The following is a 15293-nucleotide window of genomic DNA, read 5'->3' on the forward strand; positions in this document are numbered from 1 at the left end:
AAGCTGGAGTTGATGGCGTGGTGAACCCGAAGCGGTGAAATGCTTAAACCGCACTACGCTTTATGCCGATCATCAGCTCGATTTCCTCGACGATTTCCTCCTGCCTCAAGCGGTTGCGCTGCCGTTTCAGCTCTTCGCTTCCCTGCTCCAAATGGCGTAACGCCGTTTCCATCTGCATCAGACGCATATGGTTTTCCACCCGGATGGAGCGTAATAATAACGCCAGCAGATTGTGAAATAGATAATGTTCGGCGACGCCGGCTGCAATACGCGGAGCGGGTTCGTGGGTAAGCGGCAGATAGCCGCCGGCTGTGCGCCCGTTGCCGGGCAGCGGCAGCAGTCTCCGGATATTGATTTTATCATCGTCGCGGATGCAGGCAATCAGCCCGGATTCGCCGCTACGCCCGCGCCTCAGTTCATTGATGCCCGCCAGGATACGATCGATCGCCACGGGGGCGTCCAGCCCGCCGTTGGCGCCGCCGATGCATAGCAAAGCGGCGCCGCCGACGAGGCCATGCAGACGTTCGCCGAACAGCAGCGTCGGACATGACGCGCCGTCCGCGTTACGCCAGGCGCGGATTACGTCTTCGTTAAAGCTGCCGCAGAATCCGCGTACCGAACCGAACAGCAGCCAGATGTCGTAAGCAGGCTGCGAGGGCGCCGGCAGCGCTTCGGCCAGATCGTCCAGCGCGGCGGATAAGCTTTGCACCACCAATTGCTGGGCGGCTTCGTTTCTGCCGACGCGATGCAGCTCGGCAAGCGCGAAACTGCGCATGGCGCCGAGTATGCCGGACAAGTCGTCATACAGGTTAAGGCGCGCATCTATTTCGCGGCGCAGGCTCATGGGGCGGCAAGCCCGTCACGCAGCAATTCCAGCCAGCGCGCTTTGGGCGTGTCCAGCTCCAGGTCGTGCGTCCGCAGTTCGCTGATGATTTTAGTCAGCTTTGCGACGGCGGTTTCCGGCTGAAAGCCGTCGAGCAGTTTTTCACCATAGGCCAGCAGCCACGCCAGATGGGCCTGTTCGGACAGAGGCTCCAGTTTGTCCTGCTTCAGCAGTTCGCGCAGCAGGCGTCCTCGCTGGAGTTTTTCTTCGACGCCGGCTTCCAGCCGCGTGCCAAAACGGGCAAACAGCTCCAGTTCCAGGAACTGCAGGTAGTCGAGGCGAATGTGCGCGGAGGCTTGCTTGATGGCGGGGTGCTGCGCCTTGCCGCCGATACGCGATACAGAGCGGCCGATGTCGATTGCGGGCAGGATGCCGGAAGCGAACAGCTTGCTTTCGAAATAAATCTGACCGTCGGTAATCGAAATCAAATTGGTCGGAATGTAGGCTGACAGTTCGCCTTGGCGCGTTTCGATGATGGGCAGGGCGGTCATGCTGCCGCTGCCGTATTCCGGCGACAGCGCCGTGGAGCGCTCCAGCAGCCGGGAGTGCAGATAAAATATATCGCCCGGATAGGCTTCGCGTCCCGGCGGGCGTTGCAGCAGTAGCGACAGCTCGCGATAGGATTGAGCATGGCGGCTAAGGTCGTCGTATACCACCAGCGTATCGCGCCCCTGGCGCATCCAGTATTCCGCTATCGCGCAGCCGGCAAACGGCGCGAGGTAACGGAAACCCGGCGTCGCATTGGCTTCCGCCACCATCATGACCGTGTATTCAAGCGCGCCCGCGGCACGAAGGGTTTCGAGCGTTCCGGCGACCGACGAGCGCGTTTGTCCGATCAGCACCACGATGCACAGCACGTTGCGTCCGCGCTGGTTAAGTACTGCGTCCAGCGCCAGCGCGCTTTTACCGACGCCGTCGTCGCCGATGATCAGCTGGCGCTGCCCCTTGCCGATCGGGATCAGCGTGTCGACGATCTTGCAGCCGGTATAGAGCGGTTCCTTGACGAAATCGCGTTCGATAATGGGCGGCGCGCCGGCTTCCAGCGGCTGGAACTGTTCGGGTTCCGTCAACGGCGGCCCGCCGTCCAGCAGGTTGCCCAGCGGATCGATCACCCGACCCAGCAGCGCCGCGCCGACGCCGATTTCCAGTTTGCGCCCGATGTGCTGCACGGCCATTCCGGCTTTGACGCCTTGATTCTGCGATAGCAGTATCGTGCCGAGCATGTGTTTGCCCAGTTGAAACACCAGTCCGGTGCTGCCGTCGTCGAAACCGATCAATTCGTCCAGACGCGCGCTGGGTAGACCGCGTACCCAGGCGATGCCGTCACCGACTTCGGCGACATAACCCCGCTCGGACAACCGCAGGCCGAAACGGTAAGGCTTCCGGCCTGCGCCGCCGTTTTTTGCTGTACGCTGCGTATCAGACATGGCCGGCGCAGCGTCGGAAGAATGCCAGTTCCGCGGCGATATTGGCATCCAGCCGGCATTCGCCGATTACGGCGCATAGCCCTGCGATCAATGCCGGGTTTTCCCTGAAAACAATATTCAGCTTCCGTCCCGCCGTTGCCGCCAGCGCTTGGGATACGGCGGCGCGTTGCATTGCGTCAAGCGCATGAGCACTGCTGATTTCGGCATCGGTGCTTAGCGAGGATGCGGCCCTTTGTAACGCATCGTGTTCTTCGGCGGGTAGAGCGGCCAGATCTTCGAGGAATAAACCAACGATGGCCAGAGTCAGTTGCGGCGACGCCAGTCGTTGCAGCAGCGCCGCGGTTTGTGAATAAGCGGTGATGGCTGCCTCACGGGTGACAATTGCCTTGCCGGCCGCGTTTAGCGCGTCATTGCGGGCGCGTAGCCGGGTTGCTTCATCCGCCAGAGATTTTTCGAGTTTCGCCAAACCTTCCGTGCGCGCCTGATTGAGCTGTTCTTCCAGATGTCTGCGGCTGCTTTCGCGTTCAAGCTCCCATTCGGCCAAACGCGACTGGTATTGCTTGAGCAAGGTTTCAGCTTCGTTGCGCATTTGTTCGGCTGCCAGACGTTCCTCGCCGATCCGCCGCCTGCGTTCGTCCAGCAACGCGAGTACCGGGCGATACAGGAAATGCCGCAGTATCCACATCAGCACCAGGAAGTTCAGAATCTCCAGGATAAATGTCGTCCAGTCGAATTGCATCATGTTAAGGTTACCATTGTTGGTTACATGCTATTCTGAATGGGTAACTCCGCACTTCTACAGTAGCTTATTTGATACTGTACGCGGATTTGTCCTTTTCCGCACGCATTCCAATGCCGGACTGATCTGCTCAAACGTCTCTTTAATTATTATCGCAAAGTTTTTTGTCGCTATTCAGTTACGTTTCCTGTCGCTGTAGACATGGGTATCTACACAAGTCAATAAGTCATTGTTTATAGTCCCCTCTCCCTAACCCAGTGTTTCCGGGCTATCCTGCCCGGAACCCTGCGGGCGAGCCGCGCTCGACCAAATACGTTCCTGACGTATTTGTCCCGCAGGAGAGGGATTTTGTGTAGATGCTTATGCGCCGTAGGGGCGGGCTAAAGCCCGCTCCTACAAAATAGATCGCCTGGATTTTGTTGGTGTAATCCTGAAACAAAAGTCATGTCAATAGACTGTGATGGGTAGTGTAAGAAAACAATGTGATTCCGGCAGGGCTGGCTTGTCCTGAGGGTGGTCGAAGGGATAGCCGGAATATACAGACGCCATGGTCTGTCCAGGGCGTAGCCGAGAGGGTATTGGAGTAGCGTCCCTTTTGGCTGGATACCGGCGCAAATCCGCTTGAAATGGATTTGCATTTACCCGTAGAGCGTTGGGCAGGGTAGCCCGATGTGAGTCCATGCCGATACGACGATTTTTGTAAACCTATGGTATTTGATGTTTTTCATAAGGATAACCGCCACGCGCAGGTTCCGCTGACTGGAGCTTTATGGTTTTTGCAACTCTTCAGCAGCTTCGGGTTTTTGTCGCTTGAGAGGGCTGTGGGGTGGGCGGTTTGACGAGAGAGTCTGCGGCCAGGGTGGCCGCAGAACGAGTCTACGGATGGAATTTACAGCGCAGTTAATGGATCGAAACGCTTCCGGTGTGTCTCGACGGCTTTACCCCCTTGACCCAATGTCGTTAGCTGAATGGTTGTCGACCATTTATCACCCTTACTTTTTTCGTTTTCCATTATACATGGACGGCTTTTTAAGCGGACGGCAGACGGATTTGCCTGATGCCGTTTTGTGCCGCAATCAGCTCTTCGGAGCAAAATCGAAGAGAGCGATCGCGTTACTTCAGCACGCAGGCCGCCTAAGCCGATTAATTAGATATGTAAGGCGTCAACCCTGCAGTTTGCTTTTCAGTAAATCATTCAACTGCTGCGGATTGGCTTTTCCCTGCGTCGCTTTCATGGCCTGACCGACAAAAAAACCGAACAGTTTATCCTTGCCCGAGCGGTATTGCGTCAATTGTTCCGGGTTATCCATAAGTATCTGATCGATTATGGCTTCAATGGCGCCGCTATCGGTTATCTGGCGCAGGCCCTGCTTTTCTATCACAACATCGGCTGTTTCGCCGCTTTCCCAGATCACCTCGAACACCTGCTTGGCGATTTTGCCGGAGATGGTGTCGTCGGCTATCAGTTTTACCAGGCCGGCCAAACGCGCCGCTTTGAGCGGACTGTCCTCGATTTCCAGGCCGGCCTTGTTGAGCGCGGCGGACAAATCGCCCATCACCCAGTTGGCGCACAGTTTGGCGTCGCAGCCGGCTTCGATCGTCACGGCTTCGTAATAATCGGCCAGATCACGTGTTGCGGTCAGCACCAGCGCATCGTAATCGTTCAAGCCGTATTGCGTTTTGAAACGGTCTCGCTTTTCATCGGGCAGTTCCGGCAATTGTCCGCGCACCTGTTCGATAAAATCGGCGTGGATTTCCAGCGGCAGCAGATCGGGATCGGGGAAGTAGCGGTAATCGTTGGCTTCTTCCTTGCTGCGCATCGAACGGGTTTCGTCCTTGACTGAATCGTAAAGACGCGTTTCCTGCACCATCGTGCCGCCGCTTTGCAGCAGCTCGATCTGGCGCTCGACTTCGAAATTGATCGCCTTTTCGACAAACCGGAACGAGTTCAGATTCTTGATTTCGGCGCGCGTGCCGAACTCCTTTTGACCTTTGGGACGCACCGACACGTTGGCGTCGCAGCGGAACGAGCCTTCCTGCATGTTGCCGTCGCAGATGCCGAGATAACGTACCAGCGCATGCAGTTTCTTCAGGTAGGCTACCGCCTCTTTCGCCGAACGCATATCCGGTTCGGAAACGATTTCCAGTAGCGGCGTGCCGGCGCGGTTGAGGTCGATGCCGCTGTAACCGTCGAAATCCTCATGCAGGGATTTGCCCGCGTCCTCTTCCAGATGCGCTCGCGTCACGCCGACGATCTGCTCTTCTCCTTCCACCAGTATGCTGAGCTTACCCTTGCCGACGACCGGCAGATCGTACTGACTGATCTGGTAGCCCTTGGGCAGGTCGGGATAAAAGTAGTTCTTGCGCGCGAACACCGAAACCGGCGCAATGTGCGCGCCGATGGCCAGTCCGAACCTGATCGCCATGCGCACCGCCTCGGCGTTCAATACCGGCAGCACGCCGGGCAAGGCCAGATCGACGGCGCAAGCCTGGGTGTTGGGTTCGGCCCCGTAAGCGGTCGGCGCGCCGGAAAAAATCTTGGATTGCGTGGCGAGCTGAGCATGTACTTCCAGCCCGATAACTGTTTCCCATTCCATAAATATTCCTTATCGTGTTCTCAAGCACCGTGATTACGCAAATGCGCCGGGCGTTTTTTGGTGCCAGTCAGTTTCCTGCTGGTAGCGATGCGCTACGTTCAGCAGGCGGCCTTCGGAAAAATAACTGCCTAAAATCTGCATGCCGACCGGCAGCCCGCCGGAAAAACCGACCGGAATGGACATGCCGGGCAGCCCGGCAAGATTGACGGCGATGGTATAGATGTCGGACAGATACATCGCCAGCGGGTCGCCGCCTTTTTCGCCGAAACGGAACGCGACGGAAGGCGCGGTCGGTCCCATGATCACGTCGACCTGCTCAAAAGCCTGCTTGAAATCCTCGCTGATCAGACGGCGTATTTTCTGAGCCTTCAGATAGTAGGCGTCGTAATAACCCGCCGAAAGCACATAGGTGCCGATCAGTATGCGCCGCTTGACCTCGGCGCCAAACCCTTCGCCGCGCGAACGCGTGTACATATCGCTCAGATCCTTGGGGTTGTCGCAGCGGTAGCCGTAGCGGACGCCGTCGAAGCGTGCCAGATTCGATGAACATTCCGCGGGCGCAACCACGTAGTAGGCCGGTACGGACAAGTGCATGTGCGGCAGGGATATCTCGTGTACCGTCGCCCCCAGTTTGCGATACTCGGTTATTGCAGCTTCTATACTGCGCGCAATATCGGCATCCAACCCTTCCCCGAAGAATTCTCTGGGCAGGCCGATTTTAAGACCGGCCAGGTTATCGTTCAGGCTTGCGGCGTAGTCGGGAACCGGCTGGTCGACGCTGGTGGAATCGCGATCGTCGAATCCCGCCATCGTTTGCAGCATCAACGCGCAGTCTTCCGCCGTTTTCGCCATCGGTCCCGCCTGATCCAGGCTGGATGCGAACGCAATCATGCCGTAGCGCGAAACACGTCCGTAAGTCGGCTTCAAGCCGGTGATGCCGCAAAACGCCGCCGGCTGGCGTATCGAACCGCCGGTATCGGTGCCGGTTGCGGCGGCGGTGAGACCGGCGGCGATCGCCGCAGCAGAACCGCCCGACGAGCCGCCCGGCACCGTGCCGGTATCCCAGGGGTTTTTAACCGGGCCGTAATAGCTGGTTTCATTGGAAGAACCCATTGCAAACTCGTCCATATTCAGTTTGCCGAGCATGACCGCGCCGGCCTGATTATAACGATCCACTACCGTGGCGTCGTAGGGCGAAATGAAGTTGTCCAGCATTCTGGAACCGCAACTGGTGCGCACTCCCTGGGTGCAGAAAATATCTTTCTGCGCGATGGGAACTCCGGTCAGCGTCGAGGATAGTCCGGCGGCGATGCGCTGGTCGGCGCGTTGCGCCTGCGCCAGGGCCAGTTCTTCTGTAACGGTGACATAAGCGTTAATGTCGGGGTTGAAGCGGGCTATGCGCTCAAGAAAGGCGCGCGTCAATTCCTGACTGCTGAATTCCCGGCGATGCAGGCCGCTTGAAAGCTGGGCTAAGGTTTTAGTGTGCATTCATACATCTCGTATCATTAAAAAGGGGCGGATAAGCGCGCTTATTCGATGACCTTGGGGACCAGATAAAGTCCTGCTTCGGTAAGAGGCGCCTGCGCCAGAAAAGTATCGCGCCGGTCCGGTTCGCTGACTCTGTCCGGACGCAGCCTTTGCATTTGATTCAGCGGATGCGCCAGGGGCGCGACATTATCAGTGTCAATACCGTCCATTTGCTCCACAAATCCGAAAATCGATGAAAGGTCATGCGCATAAGCTTCGACCTTGTCGTCATCAATGGCCAGACGCGCCAGCCACGCCACAGTATTCACTTGTTCTTTGCTAAAGGACATTATCGTTTTCCTAGTCTGTTTATATCTATATAATACCTCATGTCTTGCTCTACCCCCCACTCCTTGCTAAATTAGACGCTTTTTAACGAGATGTGAATACCATCATGTTTAAACAGTTGCGCGGTTATTTTTCGAATGATCTATCCATAGACTTGGGTACGGCCAATACGCTGATCTATATCCGCGGCCAGGGCATCGTGTTGAACGAACCATCCGTCGTAGCGGTAAGAGAGGATCGCGGGCGCGGCGCCAAATCGGTAGTGGCGGTAGGCGTAGCGGCCAAATCGATGCTGGGGCGCACCCCGGGCAACATCACCGCAATTCGTCCGCTCAAGGACGGGGTCATAGCCGACTTTACCGTCACCGAAAAAATGCTGCAGTATTTTATTCACAAGATACACCGCAGCAAGCTGCTCAGACCCAGCCCCCGGGTGTTGATATGCGTGCCGTGCGGATCGACGCAGGTGGAACGGCGCGCGATCAAGGAGTCGGCGGCAGGGGCCGGCGCGCGCGAAGTGTTTCTGATCGACGAGCCGATGGCCGCGGCGGTAGGCGCCGATTTGCCGGTTGATGAAGCCTGCGGCTCCATGGTGGTCGATATTGGCGGAGGCACATCGGAGGTCGCCGTGATTTCGCTGAACGGCATCGTTTACTCGGCGTCGGTGCGTATCGGCGGCGACAGGCTGGACGACGCTATCATGACCTATGTGCGCCGCAACTACGGCACTTTGATAGGAGAAGCGACGGCAGAGCGTATCAAACATGAAATAGGCACTGCTTACCCCGGCAGCGAACTGAAGGAAATTGAAATCAAGGGACGCAATCTGGCCGAAGGCATACCGAGAAGCATCGTATTGAACAGCAATGAAGTGCTGGAGGCCATGCAGGAACCGCTGGCCGGCATCGTCGGCGCGATCAAGGTTGCGCTGGAGCATACGCCGCCGGAATTGGGCGGCGACGTCGCCGAGCGCGGCATCATGCTGACCGGCGGCGGCGCGTTGCTGAAAAACCTGGATCGCCTGATCGCGGAAGAAACCGGTTTACCCGTGCTGGTAGCGGAAGACCCGCTGACCTGCGTTGCGCGCGGCGGCGGCAAGGTGCTGGATATGCTCGACGATAAGGGCATCACACCTTTTGTGATGGAATAATGACCTTTGCCGGAGCTTATTTTTTAACACGGGGGGCAACGCCATAAAGCCGCCACCATTATTCGTACAAGGGCCATCACTCAACCTTCGATTGCTACTTTATGTCGCGGGATCCCTTGCCTTATTGATCTTTGGGCAACATCCTGTGTTGACTACCGCACGCTCGGTATTGGCTGTAACGCTCTATCCTCTGCAGCAACTTGTTTCCATGCCGAGCAAGACGCTTGACACGCTTAAAGAGACATTTGTCTCATACCGTACCATGGCCAGGGAAAATGAGCGCTTGCGAGAAGAAGATACGCTGCTGAAGGCGCGGTTGCTGAAACTGGACGCGCTCGAACAGGAAACACTGCGCCTGCGCGCGCTGATCGACTCATCCGTCAAGCTGGGTGAGCAATACCTGATAGCCGAGCTGCTGCATGTCAGGGTTTCGCCGCACGAGCAGGTCATCGTAGTCAATCGGGGATCCCGTTACGGGGTTTATCCCGGGCAGGCCGTGATCAATGCAAAAGGCGTGGCAGGACAAGTGCTGCGGGTAACGCCCTTTACTGCCGACGTAGTGTTGATTACCGATTCCAGCCATGCCATACCGGTACAGGTGAATCGCAGCGGCGTACGCACCATAGCTCAAGGCACGGGGAGGGCGGGCTGGCTTGCGTTGCCCTATCTGGAACCCAACGCGGATGTCAAACCCGGTGATTTGCTGATCACATCAGGAATTGGAGGCGTATTTCCGGAGGGATATCCGGTCGCTACCGTCGCAGACGCATCTTCCACGGATGCGCCTCCGGGCAGACTGGTCGCGATACCGGTCGCCGAACTGGATCAAACCCGCGAATTTTTAATAGTATGGTCCCAGTCAGAGCCCGCTGCATCCGCCCAGCTCCCGTCGGCACCACAGAATATGACCGGAACCGCGCCACCTCATGAAACACGTTAACCCCTACGCGCTCGGGGTCATTGTCGCAAGCATCGGTTTGGCAATGATGCTGCGTATTGCCGCGGAGTCGCCTATCCTGGCGGCTATCAATCCTGATTGGGTGTTGATGTTCGTTCTCTACTGGAACATGGCGGCGCCGTCGCGAGTAGGCATAGGTTTCGCCTGGGTAACGGGGCTGTTCATGGACGTATTGACGGGGCGGTTGCTGGGTCAGCATGCGCTGACCTACACCATAGTCGCCTATCTCTGCATCCGGCTGCATCGTCAGCTTAGAAATCATACGCTGTTGCAGCAATCGTTGATTATATTGCTGTTGCTGCTGATAGATCAGCTGCTGATTTTCTGGACACAAAAAATCAGGCAGGTTGACAGCATAGACTGGTTATACTGGGCCGCGCCTTTTACCGGCGCGTTGCTGTGGCCCATGGTTTTTATGGTTTTGAGACATGTGCGCCGCAGCTTCAATGTTGCGTGAACAGGATCCGCCAGCGACATAGATGGACAAAGATCTTTCTCTAACCGATAGGTTGCGGGAAAACCGCATCTTTCTGAACCGGATCGCCGTTAGTGTATTTGTCATGGGACTGGCCATCCTCGGACTGGTGATACGGCTGGTTTACCTGCAAGTCGTCGGACACGGCTATTACAGCACCCTGTCCAATGACAACAGGGTGAAAGTGGCGGCCCTGCCTCCGCAAAGAGGCATCATTGTGGATCGAAACGGTGAAGTGCTCGCGAGCAACTTTCCGACGCGAAGCCTGGAGTTGATACCGGAACAAATTTCCGACATCAAGAAAACCCTGGCCGACCTACAGACCTTGCTGAATCTCGGCGACGATGAGATACAACGCTTCAACTCAACGCGTACCCGGCACAAACCCTTCGAAAGCATACCGTTGCGCGAGCAGTTGACGGACGAAGAAATTGCGCGCATCTCGGTTCGGTTGCCGCACTACCCAGGCGTCAGCATACGCACGCGCTCTTTACGCGTTTACCCTTATAGCGGGTTGACGGCGCACGCAATAGGCTATGTCGGACGGATCAGCGAAGCAGACATGCAGGAGCTGGATGCTTCGGTCTATAGCGGCACCTATCATATCGGTAAAAGCGGCGTCGAAAAAACCTACGAGTCGGTGCTGCACGGCAAGACCGGTTACGAAGAAATGGAAACCAATGTTCAGGGCCGCTCCATCAACGTCATCGGCCGCCGTGATTCTGTGGCGGGAGCCGATCTACAGTTGTCGTTGGACATACGTCTGCAGAAGATAGCCTACGATGCGCTCGGAGAGTATAACGGCTCGGTGGTTGCAATCGAACCGTCGACGGGGCAGGTGCTGGCGATGGTCAGTAAACCCAGTTTCGATCCCAATTTGTTTGTACAGGGCATTAAGCGAGCCGATTTTGAAAATCTGCAACTTTCTCCTGATCGCCCGCTATACAATCGCGCCTCCCGCGGCATTTACCCTCCCGGGTCGACGATCAAACCGTTCATGGCGCTCACCGCGCTGGACAGCGGGCAGATGACTGCCAGCCAACGCGTTCACTGCCCCGGATTCTTCAGGTTGCCGAACTCCGAACATAAATATCGCGACTGGAATAAGCAGGGACACGGCTCTGTCGATATGAAACTGGCCATTACACAATCGTGCGACGTGTATTTTTATAGTCTGGCTTTACAGATGGGTATAGACCGCATCCACAACTATTTGACGCGCTTCGGCTTTGGACAGAAATCAGGCATCGACCTCGATAGCGAAAAAGCCGCGTTGCTGCCCTCGCAGGAATGGAAGCGTAAAAAAAGGAAACAACCCTGGTTCGCAGGCGAAACCGTTATTACCGGTATAGGGCAGGGTTATTTTCAGGCGACGCCGCTGCAAATCGCGCGTGCCGTCGCTATTCTGGCGAACAAGGGGAAAGTAATTACCCCGCGCGTTGTAGCCGGTATCAAGACACCGCTGGTCTACGATCCCCCTTTTCCCTTGCCCCGCCAGGAAATCATTCCGATCAGCGAGGCCAACTGGCGCACGGTAGTTAGTGCGATGATCGATGTCATACACAGCTCACGCGGCACCGCCAAGAGTATTGCTCACGGACTCGATTACCAGATAGCGGGCAAAACCGGCACCGCCCAGGTCTTTACCGTACAGCAAAACCAGAACTACAAATCCATGCATGTGACGGAAAAGCTGAAGGATCATGCCTGGTTTGTCGCCTTTGCGCCGGCGGACAATCCTCAGATAGCTATTGCCGTTATCGCGGAAAACGGCGGGCACGGCGGTTCGGTAGCCGCACCCATAGCAAGGCTGGTCTTCGACGCCTATCTGCATGGAGCAAAGCAGTAATGCCGCAAACTTCCCTGTTTCATACCAGCATACGGCTGACACCGATTTCTCCCAGGAATCTGTTGCGAAACCTGCATCTCGATGTGCCGTTGCTGACCGGGTTGCTGCTGCTGGCGCTGCTGTCGTTTGTCATTCTTTACAGCTCCGGCGGACAAAAAATAGAGGTTGTCCTCAGACAGGCCGGCCGACTCGGACTTGCCACCCTCGTCATGATGACCATTGCTCAGATACCGCCACGCTACTTCCAGCTTTACAGTCCTTTCCTGTATATGGCCTGTCTGATATTGCTGACAGCGGTGATGCTGGCGGGCAAAGTATCGCTCGGCGCCCAGCGCTGGCTGGATCTGGGCGTGATACGCTTTCAACCGTCGGAAATGACCAAACTCGGCATGCCGATGATGATAGCCTGGTTCATGGCGCAACAATCGCGCATCCCTCAGGCATTCGATATCGCGGTGGCCGGACTGCTGATATTGATTCCTTCGGCAATGATCGCCAAGCAACCGGATCTGGGAACCGCGCTGCTGGTCGGCACTGCAGGCGCGGCGGTGCTTTTTCTGGCGGGTATCAGCCGGGTTTACATTCTGACCCTGTTGCTCATGGGAGCTTCCGTTCTGCCGGTTGCCTGGCATTTCCTGCATGCATATCAACGCGACCGCATATTGACTTTTCTGAATCCCGAGTCGGATCCGCTGGGGCGCGGCTATCACATCATCCAATCAAAAATCGCGATAGGTTCGGGCGGCATCTATGGCAAGGGCTGGCTTGCGGGGACGCAATCGCACCTCGAGTTTCTGCCGGAGCGATCCACCGATTTTATTTTTGCCGTTTTTGCCGAGGAATTCGGCTTGCTGGGCTGTTTCGTGCTGCTTGCCATCTACCTGTTTATTCTTGCGCGTTGCCTGTATATTGTCGTTGAGGCCCGTGAACGCTATAACCGCCTGTTGAGCGGCTCTTTGACTCTGGTTTTTTTCGTCTATATATTCGTTAATATAGGCATGGTGATCGGCATCCTGCCGGTTGTTGGCGTTCCTTTGCCGCTGATCAGTTATGGCGGCACTTCCATGGTCACCCTGATGGCCGGATTCGGCATGCTGATGTCCATACACACCCACCGTAAACGTTATAGCTGATTATGCACATGAAAATAGCCGGTTTTTTCCATTTGCTTCTGTTACTGGTCGTCGCTTGCTTATCGCCCGGAGTGTATGCGGGTGAAGGCATTGCCGAACGGCCCGATGTGCGCGCGTTTATCCAGAGCATGGCCAATCGCTTTAACTTCGATGAATCCGATCTGAACCAGCTATTCAACCAGGTTGTCATACAGGACAAGGTTCTCGAATTGATTTCCAAACCTGCGGAATCCAAGCCCTGGTATGCATACAGAAAGCTGTTGCTGACCGATGAGCGGGTACAGGAAGGCGTCGCATTCCGGGAAAAATATGCGCAGGATCTGGAAAAAGCGGAAATGCGCTATGGCGTCGCGCCGGAAATTATTGTCGCGATCATCGGCGTCGAAACCCGTTACGGTCAGAAGATGGGCAACTACCGCGTCATGGATGCGCTGGCTACCCTGTCGTTCGAGTACCCGCGTCGCGCAGAATTTTTCCGCAAGGAATTACAGAGCTATTTGCTGCTTTGCCGGGACGAAGGCGTTAACCCGATCGAACCCATCGGCTCCTACGCCGGCGCGATGGGCATACCCCAGTTCATGCCCAGCAGTTACCGGCGGTACGCCGTCGATCTGGATGGCGACACCCATCGCGATATCTGGAAGAGTCCGGCCGACGCGATCGGCAGTGTCGCGCATTACTTCGCGCAAAACGGATGGAGCGCCGGCGAGCCTGTTGCATTTTCCGCCACAACCAGCGGTACCGGTTATGCCCGCTTACTCGACAAGAGCCTGAGGCCGGCGCATACGCTGGAACAATTGAGTCGTGCAGGAGTTGACATAGATGCGCGTCTGTCAGGAAATACCCGTGCCCATCTGCTGAGCCTGGAAGGCGAATCAGGATCTGAGTACTGGGTCACATTCAATAATTTCCATACCATCACCCGCTACAACCACAGCCCGCTTTATGCCATGCTGGTATACCAGCTGGCTGATGCCATCAAATCTCAGAACAATACGAAGCGCTGACGCTATGTAGCCGACGGCTTTCAGCTTCTGTGAATCAAAAAGCTTCGCCTTCGCCAAAACGACGTCCTCGCAAGTCGAAACGCAGGGCCAATCCGGGGAAAGGGCAAGTATGGCGGGCATGGCCCCTGCTCGCCGTTGAAAGCACGGCATTAATTCTCGTCGCTCTTTTGGCTGTTATCGCGGCGCTTGGGTTGGCCGCTGCGAAGTTACACGGAACCGGCTTGTGGGCCAGCTTGCTGCCTTTTGCCTCCGTGGTGCTGGCGCTGGCCGTCAGCGGCGGATGCTGCGGATGGCTGTGGATCATGCTGCACCGCCGCCTTGTAAGTATAAACAGGCTGCTGCCCGTCAGCTTTGCCGTCGCGCTGGCCGCCACTTCGGGTTATCTCGCCTCGCGCGATGAGTTTTTACAGGAAGTCAGGCATCTGCGCATACTGACAGGCGGTCCGCGCGAAGCCGAGCGCGTTAGCCTGACGCACCAGGTCTTTGCCGCTTACCGCCGCTCCGATCTGCCGCAACTGCAACTGATAATGAAACGGGCGGCGATTTTCCTGCCTGTGATACGTGAAGCTGCTGCACAGTATCAGGTTAATGAGGAAATTATGGTCGGTATCGCGGCTACGGAGTCCTCGTTTATACCGCGCGACAGCAAGGATGGCGGACGCGGATTGTTTCAAATTACCCAACCGCCGAAAAGCGCCGTCGACAGCGTCAAGAAATGCTTGCTGCTGCAAGCGCCGGACTGGCTGAACGACAGGCATAACGCTTATGCCGCCGCGGCGACTTTCCGCATTTATCTCGAAGAAATGCATGACGATTTGTTTCTGGGGCTGTTGGCTTATAATATAGGTCCAAAAAATGGCGGATTGCTTTCCATCATGGGGCAATACGGCGCTCACGATTTTATAAGCATACAGCCTTATCTGCAAAACCTGCCCAGAGATTACCCGATACGCGTATTGACCGCGGCGCTGGCATGGCGGTTATGGCAAGGCGAAGGCCGACTTCCTCGCTATGAGGAAGAAAACAATGCGCTGCATATACAAAACACCGGCGTGCCGGGATTATAACGGCAGGCTGAGAAATCGTTGAAAGTAACCGTTTGCTTTGGAGCTGCGGATAAGGCGGTCGCGGCAAAAGTCGCGACGCCTCCCCATTTTAATAAATCGGATTACAATGCATAGGCTTCCATCATTTCGTCTCAGCTCTCACTTGCCTGCTTTGGTCAGTCAACTGTAGCCCTGGGTAACGCGCTTAAATATC

13 protein-coding genes are annotated in these 15293 nt (G+C 56.3%); 7 read left to right on the forward strand and 6 right to left on the reverse strand.

The features are described from left to right. Window positions 1–43: 43 nt before the first annotated feature. The 6 genes from F6R98_RS01615 to gatC form a co-directional block, all read right to left on the reverse strand. Window positions 44–844, reverse strand: a complete 801-nt coding sequence (locus F6R98_RS01615) for a F0F1 ATP synthase subunit gamma (RefSeq protein ID WP_153247459.1) — start codon at window positions 842–844, stop codon at window positions 44–46. Beyond that, complete coding sequence (locus F6R98_RS01620; protein ID WP_153247460.1) at window positions 841–2310, reverse strand: F0F1 ATP synthase subunit alpha; 1470 nt, start codon at window positions 2308–2310, stop codon at window positions 841–843. The genes F6R98_RS01615 and F6R98_RS01620 overlap by 4 nt, the downstream gene beginning before the upstream one ends. Next, window positions 2303–3052, reverse strand: coding sequence for a F0F1 ATP synthase subunit delta (locus tag F6R98_RS01625; protein WP_228125032.1), 750 nt, complete (start codon window positions 3050–3052; stop codon window positions 2303–2305). Before F6R98_RS01625 ends, F6R98_RS01620 begins: the two co-directional genes overlap by 8 nt. A gap of 1160 nt (window positions 3053–4212) precedes the next feature. Continuing rightward, window positions 4213–5646, reverse strand: a complete 1434-nt coding sequence (gene gatB, locus F6R98_RS01630; RefSeq protein WP_153247461.1) for an Asp-tRNA(Asn)/Glu-tRNA(Gln) amidotransferase subunit GatB — start codon at window positions 5644–5646, stop codon at window positions 4213–4215. Between the two features lie 33 nt (window positions 5647–5679). Beyond that, complete coding sequence (gene gatA / locus F6R98_RS01635) at window positions 5680–7134, reverse strand: Asp-tRNA(Asn)/Glu-tRNA(Gln) amidotransferase subunit GatA (RefSeq protein ID WP_153247462.1); 1455 nt, start codon at window positions 7132–7134, stop codon at window positions 5680–5682. Between the two features lie 41 nt (window positions 7135–7175). Beyond that, window positions 7176–7463, reverse strand: coding sequence for an Asp-tRNA(Asn)/Glu-tRNA(Gln) amidotransferase subunit GatC (gene gatC, locus F6R98_RS01640; protein WP_153247463.1), 288 nt, complete (start codon window positions 7461–7463; stop codon window positions 7176–7178). A gap of 104 nt (window positions 7464–7567) precedes the next feature. Here gatC and F6R98_RS01645 point away from each other — a divergent pair, with 104 nt between their 5' ends. Genes F6R98_RS01645 through F6R98_RS01675 form a run of 7 tightly spaced genes read left to right on the forward strand, consistent with a single transcriptional unit; the run spans window position 7568 to window position 15100 of the window. Continuing rightward, window positions 7568–8611: a rod shape-determining protein gene (locus F6R98_RS01645; protein ID WP_153247464.1), complete on the forward strand. Its 1044-nt coding sequence runs from the start codon at window positions 7568–7570 to the stop codon at window positions 8609–8611. 43 nt (window positions 8612–8654) lie between these two features. Continuing rightward, window positions 8655–9551, forward strand: coding sequence for a rod shape-determining protein MreC (gene mreC, locus F6R98_RS01650; protein WP_153247465.1), 897 nt, complete (start codon window positions 8655–8657; stop codon window positions 9549–9551). Then, the gene (gene mreD, locus F6R98_RS01655; RefSeq protein WP_153247466.1) at window positions 9538–10026 is read left to right on the forward strand and encodes a rod shape-determining protein MreD; all 489 of its coding nucleotides are present in this window, start codon (window positions 9538–9540) and stop codon (window positions 10024–10026) included. Before mreC ends, mreD begins: the two co-directional genes overlap by 14 nt. 22 nt (window positions 10027–10048) lie before the next feature. Beyond that, on the forward strand, window positions 10049–11893 hold the full coding sequence (gene mrdA / locus F6R98_RS01660) for a penicillin-binding protein 2 (RefSeq protein ID WP_153247467.1): 1845 nt from the start codon (window positions 10049–10051) through the stop codon (window positions 11891–11893). After that, window positions 11893–13026, forward strand: a complete 1134-nt coding sequence (rodA, locus tag F6R98_RS01665) for a rod shape-determining protein RodA (protein WP_153247468.1) — start codon at window positions 11893–11895, stop codon at window positions 13024–13026. The genes mrdA and rodA overlap by 1 nt, the downstream gene beginning before the upstream one ends. 2 nt (window positions 13027–13028) lie before the next feature. Continuing rightward, a complete protein-coding gene (gene mltB / locus F6R98_RS01670) occupies window positions 13029–14033 on the forward strand; it encodes a lytic murein transglycosylase B (protein WP_153247469.1) in 1005 nt (334 codons plus the stop codon). A 29-nt stretch (window positions 14034–14062) separates the two neighbouring features. Beyond that, the gene (locus tag F6R98_RS01675) at window positions 14063–15100 is read left to right on the forward strand and encodes a transglycosylase SLT domain-containing protein (protein ID WP_153247470.1); all 1038 of its coding nucleotides are present in this window, start codon (window positions 14063–14065) and stop codon (window positions 15098–15100) included. Window positions 15101–15293: the final 193 nt, after the last annotated feature.

Source organism: Candidatus Methylospira mobilis (assembly GCF_009498235.1).
In the GTDB taxonomy this organism is placed as follows: Bacteria; Pseudomonadota; Gammaproteobacteria; order Methylococcales; family Methylococcaceae; genus Methylospira; species Methylospira mobilis.

What these genes read in the sequence shown, in the direction of transcription:
- F6R98_RS01615 (WP_153247459.1), bottom strand. Translation starts at nt 844, where the DNA reads ATGAGCCTGCGCCGCGAAATAGATGCGCGCCTTAACCTGTATGACGAC.
- F6R98_RS01620 (WP_153247460.1), bottom strand. Translation starts at nt 2,310, where the DNA reads ATGTCTGATACGCAGCGTACAGCAAAAAACGGCGGCGCAGGCCGGAAG.
- F6R98_RS01625 (WP_228125032.1), bottom strand. Translation starts at nt 3,052, where the DNA reads ATGATGCAATTCGACTGGACGACATTTATCCTGGAGATTCTGAACTTC.
- gatB (WP_153247461.1), bottom strand. Translation starts at nt 5,646, where the DNA reads ATGGAATGGGAAACAGTTATCGGGCTGGAAGTACATGCTCAGCTCGCC.
- gatA (WP_153247462.1), bottom strand. Translation starts at nt 7,134, where the DNA reads ATGCACACTAAAACCTTAGCCCAGCTTTCAAGCGGCCTGCATCGCCGG.
- gatC (WP_153247463.1), bottom strand. Translation starts at nt 7,463, where the DNA reads ATGTCCTTTAGCAAAGAACAAGTGAATACTGTGGCGTGGCTGGCGCGT.
- F6R98_RS01645 (WP_153247464.1), top strand. Translation starts at nt 7,568, where the DNA reads ATGTTTAAACAGTTGCGCGGTTATTTTTCGAATGATCTATCCATAGAC.
- mreD (WP_153247466.1), top strand. Translation starts at nt 9,538, where the DNA reads ATGAAACACGTTAACCCCTACGCGCTCGGGGTCATTGTCGCAAGCATC.
- mrdA (WP_153247467.1), top strand. Translation starts at nt 10,049, where the DNA reads ATGGACAAAGATCTTTCTCTAACCGATAGGTTGCGGGAAAACCGCATC.
- rodA (WP_153247468.1), top strand. Translation starts at nt 11,893, where the DNA reads ATGCCGCAAACTTCCCTGTTTCATACCAGCATACGGCTGACACCGATT.
- mltB (WP_153247469.1), top strand. Translation starts at nt 13,029, where the DNA reads ATGCACATGAAAATAGCCGGTTTTTTCCATTTGCTTCTGTTACTGGTC.